Raw genomic sequence first — 17,388 nt, 5'->3', positions numbered from 1 at the left:
GATGAGGCGTGGCTGATGGCCCCTGTGTGGGGCCATCGACCGCTACCGTCAGAACATCATCTGCCACTGCGCCGTCAGCGCCTGGTTGCGGCTATCGCTGCCCAGTTCGCCGCTGTACCCCAGGTTCAGGCTGTGCCGTGCCGACAGGCCAATCCCCACCCCGGCCTCGAGCATCAGGCTGTCACGATCCAGCGCGGTGCCTTCGACGCTGAAGGCGCTGCCGCCGGAAACGAAGGCCTGGCGCACCTCACTGTCCACGCCGCCATACACATGCCGCCAGCCGAGGCTGGCCCGTGGCGTCAGGCTGATGCCGTTGTCCAGTTGGCTCAAGTGTGCCAGGCGTACGCCGAAGGTGCTGCTGAAGTTGTCCTGGCTCTGCCCGTCGACGTCCAGCGCGGCGATGCCGCCTTTCTCCCGATAGCTGTCGCGGTGATAGCGCTGGTAGCCGAGGTTGGCGAAGGGCTCGACATTCAGGCGGCCGCTGCCGAGGTTGTAACCCAGCTCGACGAAGGCCTGCTGGCTGTCGGCGTCGTAGTCGCCCTTGGGGCGCTCGCTGAAGCGCTCGAATTCGATGCGCCGCTTGCTGTCGCCGTCGTGCCGGCTGTAGGCGGCGCCCAGGCGCAGGGCCAGCGGACCGCTTTGGCGCAAGGCATAGAGGCCGGCGTGCCAGCTGTCCAGGGTGCCCTCGTCGGCACCGCTGTCCAGGCGGGTTTTCGAATAGCCGCCCAGCACGCCCAGGCGCCAGGTGTCGTCCAGCGCCCAGTCGACGCCGAGCAGGGTGCCCTGGGTGCGTTGCTCCAGGCCGGCGCTGCCGTGGGCGCCATCCAGTTTGCCGTAGCCGCCGATGCCCTGCAGCCACACCCGGCCACGGGCGTGCGGGTCGTTGAGGTTGCGCAGCTCGCTGGGCACGCCGGTGGCGGCGACGCTCGGGGCCTGCACCGGGTCGAGCGCCAGGGCCAGGCCGGCGCCACTGCCCATCTGGTACATGGCCGCGAGCATGCTCGTGCCGACCTGGGCGCTGCTGCCGAGAATCGCGGCACCGAGGTTGGCGTTGCCGCTGCCGGCCAGTTGCTCCAGGGCCGAACTGGCCGTGGCGGGGCTGGCGTAGAGCAGGGCGCCGTAAACCGGAGTGTTGGGATCGCTCTCCCACCAGTTGTAGTTCGGTCGGATGCTCTCGGCCAGCCGCTGGCTGTTAGGCGTGGTGGCGTACTCGGTCATCTCCACGTCGTTGCGCGTCAAGGTCATGTTCACGCGGGTGTCGGTGTAGCTTAGCTCCGGAGTCAGGAACGCATAGTAAGTATCCTGAACCTGAGCGAAACGGCCGACGACCTGGCCGGCTTCGAGCAAGGTGTAGTGGCTGTGCCATGGCCATGGCGTATCACCGAAATTGGGGGTGATACGCAGGCTGGCGTCATTGAGGTAGGCGGTGCCGCCCACCCGCAGCGTGCCGCTGCTGCCCTCCGGGTTGACGCCGATGTCGACGGTAGCCTGGTTGCCCAGGGTCAGGTTGCCGATGACCCGGGTGGCGCCTTCGGGTTTGCTGTACAGCGTGCCATTGACATTGAGATGGCCGACCGAGCCGCCGCCGGCATAGGTGCCCAGTTGATCGACATCCACGGTGCCGCTGAGGGCGCCCTGGTTGACCAGGTGCGCGTAGTCGAACACCCGGCTGGTGTCGCTGAAGTCGCCCTGGCTGGTGACGGTCCAGGTTCCGCCCAGGACCTGCAGGGACTCGAAATTGCGGCTGTTGCCGAAGCTGCCGCTGCCTGACCAGTCGTATTTGCGCCCCAGCTCCACGGTGTCATGGCCGCCGCCCCCGTCGACGAGGCCTTCGAAGCGGCCCCGCGTGGAGACCTGGAGGAGGTCGTTGCCGCCGCCCAGGTCCAGCGCCAGGCCGTTGTTGCCCCTTATCAGGCCATCGTTGACAAGCCTGTCGTCGAACGCGCCGACGAACTTGACGCCATGGCCGTTCAGTCCCTGGATGGTGCCGACGTTGCTCACCCAGGTGCCGCCCAGCGCCGCGCCATCGCGGTTGCGCGCGCTGCCGATCGTCACGCCGTTGTCAGCGCCGACGATCAGGGCGTCCGGGCCGTTGACCAGCCGGCCGCCACCCAGAACGACGCCCTCGCTGGTGTTCGCGAGGCCGTTGCGATCAAGGCCAGCGGCACCTTCGCCGCGAATCGTGCCGCTGTTGGAGACCTCGCCGATGCCGGCGATACGCACGCCATCCCCGTCACCGTAGGCCTGCGCGCCATTGGCGCCACCGACGATCAGGCCACCATAGTTGAAGACGTTGCTGTCGCCAGACGAATTGAACCCGGCGTCGTTGCGGCCAATGACCGTGCCGAAGGTGCTGAGCGTTCCATTTGCATCAGCGTTGACGCCATGCCGACCGCCATCGATCTGTCCATGGTTGGTGACATAGGTACCGGTTGCGGCGCGCAGGTTGACGCCGTCGAAGCCATCGCTGGAGATCTCGCCGAAGTTGTCGATCCTGGCATTCGAGCCTGTGGTCATGCCGTCGGCGGCATAGGCACGAATCACGCCGCCGCGTGCATTGGTGACGTAGGTGGTGTAGTAGCTGCTGCCGACCATTGCATCAAGGTTGATGCCCTGGCCGAAGGCGGAGCTGATAGTGCCGCTGTTGACGATATCCAGGGAGCCGTAGGAGGTGGTGTTGTTGATGCGGATGGCATCGCCGTTACCCTGGATCAGTCCGCCGGCGTGGTTGTTGATATGGTAGTGCCCCCCGGTGTCAGGCAGGTCGAGGGTGTCGATAGCCCGGGCGACGGTGGAGGTGATCGTGCCCGCGTTGTCGACCCAAACCGAAGGGACGTAGTTGCGGTTGTTCAATGTCACCGCCGGTCCGGTGGTGACGATGACGCTGCCGGCGCTGCCGACATTCAGCCTGTCGGTACTGCCTAGCTCCTGGGTGAAATAGGTGGCGGTGTCGATGAAATACTCCGCCCCTTGGGCGTGCAGTGAAGTGCCACTGGAGACGACAAGGGCAATCTGCAGGGCAAGACGGTTTTTACGGGAACGGTGCATTTGAAGTAAACGGTCCATGTTTGCCAGATTCGGATCCGATATTCCTGCTGGCGATTTGCTATTGCAAGCCGCTCTTTTATAAAAAATCGAAATAATTCTCTGGTGAGTGAGGCGGGGGCGATAGGACCCGCGGCGAAGGTGATATTGCTGACCGCCCAGCCTTGATGAAACATCCAGCTAATCCTCGAAAGCACCTGTTACACACACGTCTAACGCAGCTAATCCCGTCAAGCCATAGTTCATCCGCACGTGTCATCCGCATCTCGACATGGCTGATGCGCCGCTGGTCGGGTGAATCGACCTGAAGGTGGATTCATTCAGGGTTTTGTACGAATATTTTCGTATTGGCGAGGAAGGATCATGCCAAAGGGTTTCAGGGCCGTCAGGAGCGCAGTAGTCGCCGCACTCGAGTCCGGCAACTATCTGCACGTTTCAAGGGGCGATATCGAGGTCAAGAACCTGCTGGCCATTGGGGAGGTCGGCGCAGGTGAAGTCATCGACATCATCCATTCCTGCGACGGTAGCCACTACAGCAGCCGTCCGCATCATGTCGTGCCGGCCATCGAGGTCCATGTGCTCAAGCGTCGGGGCTGGGTACATCAAGTTCTATTTCATCGAACCGCAGACGTGGTTCATCAGCGTTCACCAATGAGTAATCCGACCATGAAGATCCTGTTTGAAGGCGACACCGGCCAAGCCCTGTGCGAGCGCTGCCAGGCGCTGGTCGGCATGCATTACACCCGGCGTGACGTGCCCTTCAGCGATGGCCAGGGCATTGCGCGGGATATCCTGGTGGGCGTTTGCGATGGCTGCGACACGGTGGTGGCCATCCCGCCGCAGTCCACCCCGGCGATTCGCGAGGCACGCAAGCAGCAGCTCAAGTCCATCGAGGCGCGGCTGCCGGCGGTCTATCTTGATGTGCTGGATGCGGCGATGCAGGCCGTATGCAGTGAGGCGGGGGCGCACCTGCGCAAGCTGTTCCTGGCCCATTACTTCCAGTGGCTGGTGCAGGCGCGCCAGGGCATGGGTTTGCAGCCTGGCCACGAGGCCTTCGTGACGGCCCTGGAGGCGCAGCAGCGTCAGCGTGGGTTGCAGGCATCGGGGGCTACCCGGCGCCTGTCGATGAAGGTCAACACGCACATGGCCGAGGACTTTCTGGCACTGCTGCAGCAGACCCGGATGAGCCAGACCGAGCTGCTCAAGGCGGTGATTGCGCGGATTCAAATGGATGTGCTCGAAGTGCGCGATCCGCAGGTGATCGAGGTGTTACAGCGGTTGGTGCGGGTGGCGGGGTAGGGGCTCACATGTGAGACTTGCGAACGTCACAATCCAGGCGTAACGTACCTCACATGTGAGACAAGGACACCCCTCGATGGCAGGCAAGAAAAGCTCCACCGACTACATGCGCGACATGCGCGCCCGCCTCAAGGCCGCGGGCCTGGTCAAGCGTGAGTTGTGGATCCTGCCAGAGCATGCCGCCGCCTTGCGCGGTATCGAGAAGGCTTTACGTCAGCCCCTCGCGGGCAAACAGGTCAGAACGGAGGATTTCATGACCGAGCACAACCATTGGACGATCGAATCGCTGCACGGCGCCCTCCAGGGTCTCGAGGATGTACGCGGCGGCGCGATCGGCCTGTCCCTGCAACAGGGCGCCGAACCCAGCCTGAAGCTGACAATGCACGAGCTGGACGGGCTGCCGCTGTACATCGCCGTGGCCGGCGAGCAGATCCTGGTCGACACGCTGCTGGTTGAAGCCAGCCAGGTGAAGGACGCGGCAGCCTTCAACGATGCGGTGCTGCGCACCCGCGACGTGTTCCCGCTGTCGTCCATCGGCCTGCACAGGCTGCCCTCGGGCGAGTCGGTGTACACCATGTTCGGCGCCCTGAGCGCGGCCTCGTCACTGGACAACATCGTCCAGGAGATCCACACCCTGGCCGACAACGTCATCACCGCCGCCGAAGACTTCGAAGACTACTTCACCCACTGATTCCGGAGATTGCCCCATGAGCCTGTTGAAAAAGATCGTCACCGCCCTGCGTGGCGGCGCTTCGGAAGTCGGTGAGGCGATCGTCGACTCCCAGGCCCTGCGCATCCTCGACCAGGAGATCCGCGACGCGGACAACAACCTGATCGATGCACGCAACCAGCTGGTCAAGATCATGGCCAAGCACAAGACCGCGCAGCAGCGCATCACCGAGTTCGACAAGACCATCGGCGACTGGGAACAGAAGGCCATCGCCGCCCTGGACAAGGGCGAGGAAGGGCTGGCCCACGAGTGCGCGGCGCGCATCGCCGACCTGACCAACCAGCGCGATTCCGAGCAGGCGCTGGCCGACCAGTTCGGCGCGTCGGTGGCGACCCTGACCGCCACCGTGAGCAAGACCGAGGCGCAGATCAAGGGCCTCAAGCAGCAGGTGGACCTGGTCAAGGCCCGCGAGAGCGTGCAGCGCGCCCAGGTGAGCGCGGCGTCGGCCACCGGCGGCGCCAATGGCAGCCTGGAGACGGCGGTCGGCTCGCTGGACCGCATCAAGAAGCGCCAAAGCGAGCGCGCGGCCGAGCTGGAAGCGGCGGCGGAGCTGGCCGGCAAGGCCGATGGCAGCGACCTGGAGGCACGCCTGAAGGCGGCCGGGATCGGCGCCAGCAACAGCGGCGCCGATGATGTGCTGGCGCGCTTGAAGGCCAAGGCGGCGAAGCCGGCGGAGTGATCCGCTGAGTGGGCCGGCCCCATCGCGGGGCAAGCCCGCTCCCACGGGTAAAATCTGCAGCGGCTTTGTGGGAGCAGGCTCCCAAGGGTAAAATCTGCACCGGCTTTGTGGGAGCAGGCTCCCAACGGTAAAATCTGCAGCGGCTTTGTGGGAGCGGGCTTGCCCCGCGATGAGGCCGGTCCGGCTGGCGCAAAACCTTGCCCCAGACCCGTTGGCGGCGCGCACGAAAAGCAGTATCGTGTCGCCCCCGCCAAAGGACTGCCGCGACCCAAGGGATCTTCAATGTCGCCTTCTCCCCGCAGGCCCTGCCTGTTCGCTTCAGCACCTGGATTGGCTCCGGTTCCGTCACCCTCTCAAGGAAATGCCCCGTGGGTTGGTTGAAACGCTTCATGGGCTTCGAAGCCCCCAAACCTGCCGCCGGCAGCCAGGCCCAAGGCAACCTGCCGTTCGGCCTGGGCAGCGGGCGCATGCTCAAGCTCGACCCCTCGCTCAAGCTGCTGCTCGACGGCCACTCCGAGCTGGAAGTCCCCGAGCAGGAAGTGGTCTGGGCCGTCGGCGAGGTCGACCTCGGCCAGTCGGTGCGCCTGGCGCGCTTCTACATGGAAGACGAAGACTACTGGCTGCAGGTGGTGATGAGCGGCACTTCCGCCGAGGACGTGCGCGATATCATCCTGTTCGGCTACTACAGTGTGCTGCCGATCAACAGTGACGCCGAACTCAAGCGCCTGGTGGGCCCTGAGTCGACCATCGGCCTGCCGTACTACGAGCACGAAGGCTACGAGTTCGTCCGCCAGTGGGGCAGCGAAGAAGGGCAGACCGAGCTGACGCCGATCAGCGAGCGGGTCACCAGCCCCGAGACCAGCTACCGCATCCAGCACCTGTCCATGCTGTATGCCCGCGAGACCGGCCTGACCGATCGCCGCGAGTTCCTCCTGCTGTCGGTGGAGGAGGACGAAGAAGGCAATGTCAGCCTGACCACTTCGGTGGGTGTCACCCTGCAATCAACGGACTTCAACGTCATCTGACAAGGATTCACCATGCTCGACGCTCTTCGCATGTCGCTCAATGCCCAGGCAGTGATCGGCTTCATCCTCTACATCAGCGTGGCGCTGGTGCTGTTCTGGGTGTTCCAGTTCATCTACACGCACCTCACCCCGCACCGCGAGTTCGCCCTGATCCGCGACAACAACAGCGCCGCGGCCATCGCCCTGGGCGGCGCGCTGATCGGCTTCTCGCTGCCGGCCAGCAACATCATCGCCTACAGCGTCAGCCTGCTCGATTTCGTGGTCTGGGTGGTGATCGCCGCGGTGGTGCAGTTGCTCGCCTTCGGCATCACCAGCCTGGTGCTCAAGGGCCTGGCCAGCCGGATCGCCAAGGGCGAGATGGCCGCCGCGATCTACGCCGCCGCCGTGGCGATCAGCGTGGGCTTCCTCAACTCGGCCTGCATGACCCCGTCGGTCTGAGCCGTTTGCGCGCAAGGAGCCCTACATGAGACGAAGTTCCGTCAAGCTGGTGCTGGCCAGCTCCCTGCCGCTGGCGCTTACCGCGTGCAGCGCGCCCGAGGAGACCTACACGGTCAGCAAGCGCAGCAACTACACCACCGTCCAGGCCTGCGTCGATGACAAGATGCCGGTGGATGTGTGTTCCGACGCCTACATGGAGGCGCTGGCCGATCACCGTCGAGTCGCCCCGACCTATGGCGACAAGGCAGCCTGCGAGGCCGATTTCGTGCCCGATTACTGCCAGGTCACCAGCGACGGCCGCTACATGCCGCGCCTGGGTGGCTTCGAGTTGGCGGTGTCGGGTGAAGTAAGCCAGTCGCAGGTTGACGCGGCCCGCGCCCAGGTCGAGAACAGCGGCCAGGCCGTCAGCGGTGGCAGCAACTTCAACGGCCTGCTCACCGGCCTGTTGCTGGGCCAGATGATGAGTGGCGGGAGCCGCCAGTATTATTCGCAGCCGGTGTACCAGTACCGCGACAGCCGCGGCGACTACCGCACCACCACACTCGGCCAGCAGATCGACCAGGGCAAGCGCTTCGAGCGCTCCGACCAGGCCCAGCAGAGTGGCGGCAGCTACAGCAGCTACTACTCCGGCAACTCCGGCGGTGGTAGCAGCTACAGGTCCAAAACCTCGACCCGCTCCAGTGTGTCCTCGTCGATCTCCCGCGGCGGCTTCGGCAGCCAGGCCACTGCGCGCAGCGGCTGGGGCGGCAAGAGCAGCGGCGGCTTCAGCTTCGGCGGTTGAGCATGCGCAAGATCAGCATCGACGAACGCCCGGACTGGCGCGCCACCGCCGAACGCGAAGGTTTTTCCTTCCACACCATCGACGGTGAGCGCTACTGGGACGAGCGCGGCTACTACCAGTTCAGCGAGGCCCAGGTCAGCCGTGACCTGGAGGCGCCCACGCAGGAACTGCACGCCATGTGCCTGGATGCGGTCGAGCGCATCGTCGACAGCGAGGCATTGATGACCCGCCTGGCGATCCCGCCGGCGTTCTTCGACCTGGTGCGCCGTTCGTGGAAAGAGGGGCATCCACACCTCTACGGGCGCTTCGACTTCAGTTACGACGGCCACGGCCCGGCCAAGCTGATCGAGGCCAACTACGACACGCCGACCTCGCTGTACGAGGCGGCGGCGTTCCAGCTGATCTGGCTGGAGCAGCAGATCGAGCGCGGCGTGCTGCCGGCCCATGCCAGCCAGTTCAACACCCTGGCCGAGGACTTGGTGCAAGCCTTCGGCACCTTCGAGCGCGAAAGCCCGTTCTACTTCTCGGCCATCGCCGGCTCGGTCGAGGACCGTGGCACCACGGATTTTCTGCGCAAGATGGCCGGGCACGTAGGTATCAGCACCCGGCATATCGATGTGGAGGACATCGGCCTGAATGGCGAAGGGCGTTTCGTCGACCTCGAAGGCCGGCCGATTCCACGCCTGTTCAAGCTGCACGCCTGGGAGCATATCTTCCACGAAGACTTCGGCCAGGCCATCGCCGGTTGCGATACCCAGTTCGTGGAACCGGCGTGGAAGGCGCTGATCTCCAACAAGGGCATCCTGCCGCTGCTGTGGGAATGGCACGAAGGGCACCCGAACCTGCTGCCGGCGCTCCTCGACGAAGACCCGCAACGCCCGGTACCCAAGGGCTGGGTGCGCAAACCGTACTTCTCCCGCGAGGGGGCCAACGTGGATATCCGCACCGTCGACGACCAGCGGGTGTTCGAGGACGGGCCCTACGACGATGCGCCTTACATCCTCCAGGGCTTTGCGCCGTTGCCGAAGTTCGGCGACAGCTACACCCTGATCGGCTCCTGGGTGATCGGTGACCTGGCCTCGGGGATCGGCATTCGGGAAGACGACACGCTGATCACCAAGGACAGCTCGCGCTTCCTGCCTCATGTAGTGGTGGACTGATCGCCTGCGCTGTCGCGCAGGGAACGATGATTGCGCAGCCAGCACGCACCCTGTGGGAGCGGGTTTACCCGCGAACACCGGCGGAGCCGGTGCCATACACCGCGCTGGATTCTTCGCGGGTAAACCCGCTCCCACAGGGTCAAGCTAAATCAATGGGTTACGTGTTGTTCCAAAGGGGCGGCCAGCTCGTGGCCCAGTTTGCCCCCTCCGGTGGTCGGTTTCAGGACGCGCCGGGTCGCCCGCGCACAACCCCCTCGCGCAATAACTGCCATGCTCTGAGGATGCCCGTGGACCGAGCGCAGCAAGACGCCCGGCCACGGACAAGGAGGGTGCCCGGCCTGCCGCCACCGTGACCTGGCCCGCGCACCGCAGCTGAACACCGCCGGACCGCCGCCCGCCAACGGGCCGCCCCGGGATGCCGAGGTCTGCTGTATGCCTGATGACTTGAACCACCTGCCGTTGATCCAACGCGTCCTGGCCCGTGAGCAGGATACCCCCGGCGCCCTGTTGCCGATCCTCCACGCCATCCAGGCCGGCGCCGGCTACATTCCCGACAGCGCCGTCGCCGAGATCGCCCATGCCCTCAACCTCAGCCAGGCCGAGGTGCGCGGGGTGATCAGCTTCTACCACGACTTTCGCACCACGCCAGCGGCCCGCCATACCCTGCGCCTGTGCCGCGCCGAGTCTTGCCAGAGCCGTGGCGCCGAGGCGCTGGCCGCGCAGTTGCGCGAGCAGCTCGGGCTGGAGGATCACGGCCGCACCGAGGATGGCGCGCTCGACCTGCGCCCGGTGTATTGCCTGGGCGCCTGCGCCTGCTCGCCGGCCCTGGAGCTCGATGGCCGGCTCTACGCCCGCGTCACCCCCGAACGCCTGCGAGCGCTGGTGGACGCTTGCCGCGAGGAGGTGAAAGCATGCTGAGCCTGTGCATCCCCTGCGATTCGCTGGCCTGCGCCGTCGGCGCCGACCAGGTGGCCGAGGCATTGACCCGCGAAGCCGCGCAGCGGCGCCTGCCGCTGCATATCAAACGCACCAGTTCCCGTGGCCTGTACTGGCTGGAGCCGCTGGTGGAGCTGGACACCGCCCAGGGCCGCCTGGGCTTCGGGCCGGTCACCCCCGAGGATGTGCCCGGGCTGCTCGACGCCCTGGCGGGCGACCCCGGCAGCCATGCCCTGGCGCTGGGGCCGGTGGAAGCGATTCCCTACCTGAAGACGCAGCAACGCCTGTTGTTCGCCCGCGCCGGCATCACCCGGCCGCTGTCGCTGGACGACTATCACGCCAACGGCGGTTTCGAAGGCCTGCGCCAGGCCACGTTGCTGGACGGCGACGAGGTGGTCGCCGCGGTGCTCGACTCCGGGCTGCGGGGCAGGGGCGGCGCGGCGTTTCCGGCGGGCATCAAGTGGCGCACCGTGCGCCAGGCGCCGGCCGGGCAGAAGTACGTGGTGTGCAACGCCGACGAAGGCGACTCCGGCACCTTTGCCGACCGCATGCTGATGGAGGGCGATCCGTTCCTGCTGATCGAGGGCATGATCATCGCCGGCCTCGCCGTGGGGGCGAACAAGGGCTACATCTATGTGCGCTCGGAATACCCGGATGCCGTGCGTGCCCTGAACGAGGCCATCCTGCTGGCCCGCGAGGCCGGTTACCTGGATGTCGCCGGCAACGGCGTGGCCTTCGACCTGCAGGTGCGGGTGGGGGCGGGGGCGTACATCTGCGGGGAGGAAACCGCGTTGCTCGAATCCCTCGAGGGCAAGCGCGGCATCGTCCGGGCCAAGCCGCCGCTGCCGGCGCTCGAAGGCCTGTTCGGCCAGCCGACGCTGGTGCACAACGTGCTCACCTTGGCCTCGGTGCCGATCATCCTGGCCAGGGGCGCGGCGTTCTACCGCGATTTCGGCATGGGCCGCTCGACGGGCACCTTGCCGTTCCAGCTGGCCGGCAATGTCCGCCATGGCGGCTTGGTGGAGCGCGCCTTCGGCCTGACCCTGCGCGAGCTGGTGGAAGGCTACGGCGGCGGCACCGCCAGTGGCCGGCCGATCAAGGCGGCGCAGGTCGGCGGCCCGCTGGGCGCCTGGGTGCCGCCCGCGCAGTTCGACACCCCGCTGGACTACGAGGCCTTCGCCGCCCTGGGCGCGATGCTCGGCCACGGTGGTGTGGTGCTGGCCGACGACACCCTGAACATGGCGGGCATGGCCCGCTTCGCCCTGCAGTTCTGCGCCGAGGAGTCCTGCGGCAAGTGCACTCCGTGCCGGATCGGCTCGACCCGTGGCGTGGAGGTGGTCGATCGATTGATCGCCAGTACCGACCCGGCCTACCGCGCCAGCCAGGCCGGCCTGCTGCGCGACCTGTGCGACACGATGCAGTACGGCTCGCTGTGCGCCATGGGCGGGATGACCCCGTACCCCGTGGTCAGCGCCCTCAAGCACTTCCCCGCCGATTTCGGCCTGGAGGCCGCGCAATGATCAACTACTTCGATCCCCGCAACGACATCGACCTGGGCACCCCGGAACGGGTCAGCGAGGTGCAGGTCAGCCTGGTCATCGATGGCCGATCGATCAGCGTGCCCGGCGGCACCTCGGTGATGCGCGCCGCCGCCATGCTCGGTACCAGCATTCCCAAGCTGTGCGCCACCGACAGCCTCGAGGCCTTCGGCTCGTGCCGTATGTGCATGGTCGAGATCGACGGCATGCGCGGCTACCCGGCCTCGTGCACCACGCCGGTCAGCGAGGGCATGGTGGTGCGAACCCAGACGCCGCGCCTGGCCGACCTGCGGCGCAATGTGATGGAGCTGTACATCTCCGACCATCCGCTGGACTGCCTGACCTGCTCGGCCAACGGCAACTGTGAGCTGCAGAGCGTCGCCGGACAGGTTGGCCTGCGCGAGGTCCGCTACGGCTATGACGGTGCCAATCACCTGAGCGAACAGAAGGACGTGTCCAACCCGTACTTCGACTACGAGCCGAGCAAGTGCATTGTCTGCAACCGCTGTGTGCGTGCCTGCGAGGAGATCCAGGGCACCTTCGCCCTGACCATCACCGGGCGTGGCTTTGATTCGCGGGTAGCGGCGGCCGGCGGCGACGATTTCCTCAGTTCCGAATGCGTATCGTGCGGCGCCTGCGTGCAGGCCTGCCCGACCGCCACCCTGAGCGAGAAGAGCCTGGTTCAGCTGGGCCAGCCCGAGCGGGCAGTGATCACCACCTGCGCCTATTGCGGCGTGGGTTGTTCGTTCCGCGCCGAGATGAAGGGCGAGCAGCTGGTGCGCATGGTCCCGGACAAGAACGGCGGCGCCAACCATGGCCATGCCTGCGTCAAGGGGCGTTTCGCCTGGGGCTACGCGACCCACCCGGACCGCATCACCAAGCCGATGATCCGCAAGCACCTGGAAGACCCGTGGCAGGAGGTCAGCTGGGACGAGGCGGTCACCTATGCCGCCAGCGAGTTCCGGCGGATCCAGCTCAAGTACGGGCGCGATTCCATTGGTGGCATCACCTCCAGCCGCTGCACCAACGAAGAGGCGTACCTGGTGCAGAAGCTGGTGCGCACGGCCTTCGGCAACAACAACGTCGACACCTGTGCGCGAGTCTGCCATTCGCCGACCGGCTATGGCCTGAAGCAGACCCTGGGCGAGTCCGCCGGTACCCAGAGCTTCGACTCGGTGATGCAGGCCGACGTGGTGCTGGTGATCGGCGCCAACCCCACCGACGCGCACCCGGTGTTCGGCTCGCAGCTCAAGCGTCGCCTGCGCCAGGGTGCCCGGTTGATCGTCATCGACCCGCGGCGCATCGACCTGGTCGATTCGCCCCACGCCCGCGCCGAGCTGCACCTGCAGCTGCGACCGGGCACCAACGTGGCCATGCTCAACGCCCTGGCCCATGTGATCGTCACCGAAGGTCTGCTGGCCCAGCGCTTCGTCGATGCCCGCTGCGAGCCCGAGGACTTCGCCCGCTGGCGCGATTTCGTCGCCCAGCCCGACAACGCCCCTGAAGTGCTCGGCCCGGTGTGCGGCGTGCCCCCCGAGCAGATCCGCGCCGCCGCCCGGCTTTACGCCACCGGCGGCAACGCGGCGATCTACTACGGCCTGGGCGTGACCGAGCACAGTCAGGGCAGCACTGCGGTGATGGGCATCGCCAACCTGGCCATGGCCACCGGCAACATCGGCCGCGAAGGGGTGGGGGTCAACCCGTTGCGCGGGCAGAACAACGTGCAGGGTTCGTGCGACATGGGCTCGTTCCCCCACGAGCTGCCCGGCTACCGGCATATCTCCAACGAAAGCGTGCGTGCCGAGTTCGAGCAGGCCTGGGGCGTGACCTTGCAGCCCGATCCGGGCCTGCGCATCCCCAACATGTTCGAGGCCGCGCTGGACGGCAGTTTCAAGGCGCTGTACTGCCAGGGCGAGGACATCGCCCAGAGCGATCCCAACACCCAGCACGTCACCGCCGCGCTGCTGGCGATGGAGTGCGTGGTGGTGCAGGACATCTTCCTCAACGAGACCGCCAAGTTCGCCCATGTGTTCCTGCCGGGCAGCTCGTTCCTGGAGAAGGACGGCACCTTCACCAACGCCGAGCGGCGCATCTCGAGGGTGCGCAAGGTGATGGAGCCGCTGGCCGGCAAGGCCGACTGGGAGGCCACCGTGGCCTTGGCCGGTGCCTTGGGTTACCCCATGCACTACCGCCATCCCTCCGAGATCATGGACGAAATCGCCCGCTTGACCCCGACCTTCCGCCGGGTCAGCTATGCCGAGCTCGACCGTCACGGCAGCCTGCAATGGCCCTGCAACGACGCCGCGCCCGACGGCACGCCGACCATGCACATCGACCAGTTCGTGCGCGGCAAGGGGCGCTTCATGCTCACCGGCTATGTGCCCACCGACGAGAAGGTCAACAGCCGCTACCCGCTGCTGCTGACCACCGGGCGCATCCTCAGCCAGTACAACGTCGGCGCGCAGACCCGGCGCACCGACAACGTCGCCTGGCACGACGAGGATCGCCTGGAGATCCACCCCAGCGATGCCGAGAGTCGGGGTATCAGCGACGGTGACTGGGTGGGCATCGGCAGCCGCTCCGGGCAGAGCGTGCTGCGCGCCAGGGTCAGCGGCCGGGTGGCGCCGGGTGTGGTGTATACCACCTTCCACTTCCCCGAGTCCGGCGCCAACGTGATCACCACCGACAACTCCGACTGGGCCACCAACTGCCCGGAATACAAGGTCACTGCGGTGGAGGTGGCGAAGGTGTTCCAGCCGTCGGAGTGGCAGAAACGCTACCAGCGCTTCAGTGACGAGCAGCGCAGGTTGCTCAAGGAGCGGCGGCAAGCGGAAGCGGCGGAGGTGCGTCGATGAGCAGTGACAACCTGGTGAAGATGGCCAACCAGATCGCCCATTATTTCGACAGCGAGCCGGATCATGCCAAGGCGGTGCAGGGGATGAGGCAGCATCTGCAGAGCTTCTGGACGCCGGCCATGCGCCGGCAGTTGGGTGAACGATTGCTGGCCAAGGGAGACGAGGGGCTGGATGCGTTGGTGCGCGAGGCACTTCAGCCGGTGGTTTGATTGCGCAATTCACGCCTGCCCATGTAGGAGCGGCCTTGTGCCGCGAAAGGGCCGCAAAGCGGCCCCAGCGATCTTTGTTCGGCAGTGAAATCCTGGGGCCGCTACGCAGCCCTTCGCGGCACAAGGCCGCTCCTACAGGGCGCGCGATAGGGCCCTAGAATTCTGGCTCAATCGCATCGCCAGAAATAGACCTGCTCCGGGTCCCCTTCGTCGAGGTGCTCGACAACGCCACTCTCGACAAAGCCCCGGTGCTCCAGCAAGCGGCGCATTGGATCATTGGAGCGGTTGGTCGAGGTGAACAGCTTCTGCCCCGCGTAATCGGCCTGTATGCGGGCCAGTAGCGCGGCCCCCAGCCCACTGCGTCGATGGTCCTGGCTAACCATCAGCATCTCGATGAAAGCGCAACCGAAGAAGTGTTGGTGTATCACCGCGTAGGCAGCCACCGAACCTCGCACCTCGGCCACCAGGCAGGCGTACTGCCCGAGCCAGTCGGCAATCTGTTCGGCACGCAGCGGGTCCTGGTGGACGACGCTGTCGATGGCGATCAGGGCGGGTAGATCCTGTAGTCCAGCAAGACGAATGTTCATGGCCTGGTTCTGCGGTGACGGTGCCGCGATTATCCGCGCCCTGACAAGTCCTGCGCAGATGCTGGCGCAGCGCATGGCCAGGATGAAATGTCCGTCATGTTTGCAGGGTTAATGCATGTCCGGTGCTACGCTCGCAAAAATAGCCTCTACGGACGCGCACCATGGACATGAACTGGCACCAGGCCCTGCAAGAGAGCCTGAGCTGGCTGGCAATCGCCTCGTTGGTCACCCTTGTCTGCTTCACCATTACCGCCTTGCTGGCGGTGCGCTACACCCGCTGGGGGGCTCAGTTCTGGCAACTGGCCGGACCCTATTTCAGCTTGCGTCGCAGTTGGCGGCCCTTGCTGGCCTTCGCCCTGCTGCTGGTCCTGACGCTGTTCGCGGTGCGCCTGAACGTGCTGTTCTCGTTCTGGTACAACGGCTTCTACAGCGCCTTGCAGGCACTGGACCAGACCGCGTTCTGGTACCTGCTCGGGGTGTTCGCGGTGCTGGCGACCATTCATGTATTGCGCTCGCTGTTCGCCTTCTACGTCACCCAGGCGTTCAACATCCGTTGGCGGGTGTGGCTCACCGAGCGCCTGACCGCCGACTGGATGCACGGCGATGCCTACTACCGTGGGCAGTTCCTCACCGAGCCGGTGGACAACCCCGACCAGCGTATCGAACTGGATGTGAACGCCTTCGTCACCGGCTCCGTGTCGCTGGCGCTGGGGGCGGTGAGCGCACTGGTGTCGCTGGTGGCCTTCACCGGCATTCTCTGGGGCCTCTCCGCGCCGCTGGCGGTGGCCGGCATCGAAGTCCCCCGGGCGATGGTATTCGCCGTGTATGTCTATGTGCTGATCGCCACCTGGATTGCCTTCCGCCTTGGCCAGCCGCTGATCCGCCTCAACTTCCTCAACGAGAAACTCACCGCCAACTTCCGTTACGCCTTGATGCGCCTGCGCGAGAACGCCGAGAACATCGCTTTCTACCAGGGCGCGCAGGTGGAGCGGGGCACCTTGCTCGGGCGCTTCTTCGCGCTGATCGGCAACGCTTGGGCGCTGGTGTTCCGGAACCTCAAGTTCAGCGGCTTCAACCTGGGCGTCAGCCAGGTGGCGGTGGTGTTCCCGTTCATCCTCCAGGCTCCGCGCTTCTTCAGCGGCGCGATCAAGCTCGGCGACGTGATGCAGACCGCCCAGGCGTTCGGCCAGGTGCAGGATTCGCTGTCGTTCTTCCGTGAGTCCTACGACACCTTTGCCCAGTACCGCGCCACTTTGGATCGTCTGACCGGTTTTCTCGACGCCAACCAGCAGGCCAGTGAGTTGCCGCGCGTAGTCAGCGTGGATCAGGAGCACGCATTGAGGATCCAGGGCTTGCAGGTGCGTCGCCCCGACGGCCACGCGTTGATCGCCGATCTCGACCTGAATTTGCACAGCGGTCAGGCGCTGCTGATCAAAGGGCCATCGGGCAGCGGCAAGACCACCTTGCTGCGCGCCCTGGCGGGCCTGTGGCCTTATGCCGAGGGCGAGGTCAGGCGGCCGTTGGGGACGCAGGCGCTGTTCCTTTCGCAGCGCCCGTACCTGCCGCTGGGCGACCTGCGCACCGCCATCGCCTACCCGGCACAGGGCGCCCCAGGGGACGATGCGCGCATGCAGCAGGCCCTGCGCCAGGTCAACCTCGCCCATCTGGCCGAACGGCTGGACGAGCAGCGCGACTGGTCGCGGATCCTGTCGCTGGGCGAACAGCAGCGCCTGGCGTTTTCCCGGGTGCTGTTCAACCGGCCGCAGGTGGTGTTCCTCGACGAGTCCACCTCGGCGATGGACGAAGGGCTGGAACATGCGCTGTATTCGCTGCTGCGCGCGGAGCTGCCGGCGACGCTGCTGGTCAGTGTCGGGCACCGCAGCACCCTGGCGGGGTTCCATTCTCATCGGCTGGAGGTGGATGGGCAGGGGGGATGGTCGTTGCTGGAGCAGCAGCCTGCGGTCGGTACGCCTGCCTGATTCCGCGATTGTGCCGGCTCAGTCATGGGGGCCGGTTTTGATGGTTTTCGTACGGTGCTGGCTCATTTCTCCACGGCCCAGGATGCCTGGTCTTGTCGATGTTTAATTGACGTCAAATTGATGTCAA

The 17,388-nt window shown here is 65.8% G+C and carries 14 protein-coding genes; 12 read left to right on the top strand and 2 right to left on the bottom strand.

Going from position 1 to position 17,388, the window contains the following annotated elements:
* Window positions 1–48: 48 nt before the first annotated feature.
* On the bottom strand, window positions 49–3,048 hold the full coding sequence (locus tag K2O50_RS18160; protein WP_050704880.1) for an autotransporter outer membrane beta-barrel domain-containing protein: 3,000 nt from the start codon (window positions 3,046–3,048) through the stop codon (window positions 49–51).
* A 360-nt stretch (window positions 3,049–3,408) separates the two neighbouring features.
* Here K2O50_RS18160 and K2O50_RS18150 point away from each other — a divergent pair, with 360 nt between their 5' ends.
* The 11 genes from K2O50_RS18150 (at window position 3,409) to K2O50_RS18100 (ending at window position 14,695) form a co-directional block, all read left to right on the top strand.
* Window positions 3,409–4,344: a hypothetical protein gene (locus K2O50_RS18150; RefSeq protein ID WP_256205973.1), complete on the top strand. Its 936-nt coding sequence runs from the start codon at window positions 3,409–3,411 to the stop codon at window positions 4,342–4,344.
* Between the two features lie 76 nt (window positions 4,345–4,420).
* Window positions 4,421–5,035: a YjfI family protein gene (locus K2O50_RS18145; RefSeq protein WP_050704882.1), complete on the top strand. Its 615-nt coding sequence runs from the start codon at window positions 4,421–4,423 to the stop codon at window positions 5,033–5,035.
* Window positions 5,036–5,051: 16 nt separating this feature from the next.
* Window positions 5,052–5,753 (top strand): PspA/IM30 family protein, encoded by a 702-nt coding sequence (locus K2O50_RS18140; protein ID WP_028692700.1) that lies wholly within the window; start codon window positions 5,052–5,054, stop codon window positions 5,751–5,753.
* Between the two features lie 368 nt (window positions 5,754–6,121).
* Window positions 6,122–6,778, top strand: a complete 657-nt coding sequence (locus tag K2O50_RS18135) for a DUF2491 family protein (RefSeq protein WP_050704883.1) — start codon at window positions 6,122–6,124, stop codon at window positions 6,776–6,778.
* Between the two features lie 12 nt (window positions 6,779–6,790).
* Window positions 6,791–7,216: a DUF350 domain-containing protein gene (locus K2O50_RS18130; protein WP_028692698.1), complete on the top strand. Its 426-nt coding sequence runs from the start codon at window positions 6,791–6,793 to the stop codon at window positions 7,214–7,216.
* Window positions 7,217–7,241: 25 nt separating this feature from the next.
* Complete coding sequence (locus tag K2O50_RS18125; protein ID WP_050704884.1) at window positions 7,242–7,997, top strand: DUF1190 domain-containing protein; 756 nt, start codon at window positions 7,242–7,244, stop codon at window positions 7,995–7,997.
* Between the two features lie 2 nt (window positions 7,998–7,999).
* On the top strand, window positions 8,000–9,157 hold the full coding sequence (locus K2O50_RS18120) for a glutathionylspermidine synthase family protein (protein WP_050704885.1): 1,158 nt from the start codon (window positions 8,000–8,002) through the stop codon (window positions 9,155–9,157).
* Between the two features lie 432 nt (window positions 9,158–9,589).
* Window positions 9,590–10,075: a formate dehydrogenase subunit gamma gene (locus K2O50_RS18115; RefSeq protein WP_050704886.1), complete on the top strand. Its 486-nt coding sequence runs from the start codon at window positions 9,590–9,592 to the stop codon at window positions 10,073–10,075.
* Window positions 10,069–11,613, top strand: coding sequence for an NADH-quinone oxidoreductase subunit NuoF (locus tag K2O50_RS18110; RefSeq protein ID WP_220689923.1), 1,545 nt, complete (start codon window positions 10,069–10,071; stop codon window positions 11,611–11,613). The genes K2O50_RS18115 and K2O50_RS18110 overlap by 7 nt, the downstream gene beginning before the upstream one ends.
* The gene (fdhF, locus tag K2O50_RS18105; RefSeq protein WP_050705009.1) at window positions 11,610–14,486 is read left to right on the top strand and encodes a formate dehydrogenase subunit alpha; all 2,877 of its coding nucleotides are present in this window, start codon (window positions 11,610–11,612) and stop codon (window positions 14,484–14,486) included. Before K2O50_RS18110 ends, fdhF begins: the two co-directional genes overlap by 4 nt.
* Window positions 14,483–14,695 carry a formate dehydrogenase subunit delta gene (locus K2O50_RS18100; RefSeq protein ID WP_050705010.1) on the top strand — a complete coding sequence of 71 codons (213 nt, stop codon included), beginning with the start codon at window positions 14,483–14,485 and terminating at the stop codon, window positions 14,693–14,695. The genes fdhF and K2O50_RS18100 overlap by 4 nt, the downstream gene beginning before the upstream one ends.
* Before the next feature lie 167 nt (window positions 14,696–14,862).
* Here the strand turns inward: K2O50_RS18100 and K2O50_RS18095 are convergent, their stop codons facing one another.
* On the bottom strand, window positions 14,863–15,282 hold the full coding sequence (locus K2O50_RS18095) for a GNAT family N-acetyltransferase (protein ID WP_050705011.1): 420 nt from the start codon (window positions 15,280–15,282) through the stop codon (window positions 14,863–14,865).
* A 161-nt stretch (window positions 15,283–15,443) separates the two neighbouring features.
* Here K2O50_RS18095 and K2O50_RS18090 point away from each other — a divergent pair, with 161 nt between their 5' ends.
* The gene (locus K2O50_RS18090; RefSeq protein WP_050705012.1) at window positions 15,444–17,261 is read left to right on the top strand and encodes an ABC transporter ATP-binding protein/permease; all 1,818 of its coding nucleotides are present in this window, start codon (window positions 15,444–15,446) and stop codon (window positions 17,259–17,261) included.
* Window positions 17,262–17,388: the final 127 nt, after the last annotated feature.

This window comes from Pseudomonas sp. 2hn (genome assembly GCF_019646095.1).
Taxonomy (GTDB): Bacteria; Pseudomonadota; Gammaproteobacteria; order Pseudomonadales; family Pseudomonadaceae; genus Aquipseudomonas; species Aquipseudomonas peradeniyensis.
This window is presented reverse-complemented; position numbering and strand designations above follow the sequence as displayed.

Coding starts and splice junctions, on each gene's coding strand:
- K2O50_RS18150 (WP_256205973.1), top strand. CDS start 3,409: ATGCCAAAGGGTTTCAGGGCCGTCAGGAGCGCAGTAGTCGCCGCACTC.
- K2O50_RS18130 (WP_028692698.1), top strand. CDS start 6,791: ATGCTCGACGCTCTTCGCATGTCGCTCAATGCCCAGGCAGTGATCGGC.
- K2O50_RS18145 (WP_050704882.1), top strand. CDS start 4,421: ATGGCAGGCAAGAAAAGCTCCACCGACTACATGCGCGACATGCGCGCC.
- fdhF (WP_050705009.1), top strand. CDS start 11,610: ATGATCAACTACTTCGATCCCCGCAACGACATCGACCTGGGCACCCCG.
- K2O50_RS18115 (WP_050704886.1), top strand. CDS start 9,590: ATGCCTGATGACTTGAACCACCTGCCGTTGATCCAACGCGTCCTGGCC.
- K2O50_RS18160 (WP_050704880.1), bottom strand. CDS start 3,048: ATGCACCGTTCCCGTAAAAACCGTCTTGCCCTGCAGATTGCCCTTGTC.
- K2O50_RS18110 (WP_220689923.1), top strand. CDS start 10,069: ATGCTGAGCCTGTGCATCCCCTGCGATTCGCTGGCCTGCGCCGTCGGC.
- K2O50_RS18140 (WP_028692700.1), top strand. CDS start 5,052: ATGAGCCTGTTGAAAAAGATCGTCACCGCCCTGCGTGGCGGCGCTTCG.
- K2O50_RS18095 (WP_050705011.1), bottom strand. CDS start 15,282: ATGAACATTCGTCTTGCTGGACTACAGGATCTACCCGCCCTGATCGCC.
- K2O50_RS18090 (WP_050705012.1), top strand. CDS start 15,444: ATGGACATGAACTGGCACCAGGCCCTGCAAGAGAGCCTGAGCTGGCTG.
- K2O50_RS18120 (WP_050704885.1), top strand. CDS start 8,000: ATGCGCAAGATCAGCATCGACGAACGCCCGGACTGGCGCGCCACCGCC.
- K2O50_RS18125 (WP_050704884.1), top strand. CDS start 7,242: ATGAGACGAAGTTCCGTCAAGCTGGTGCTGGCCAGCTCCCTGCCGCTG.
- K2O50_RS18100 (WP_050705010.1), top strand. CDS start 14,483: ATGAGCAGTGACAACCTGGTGAAGATGGCCAACCAGATCGCCCATTAT.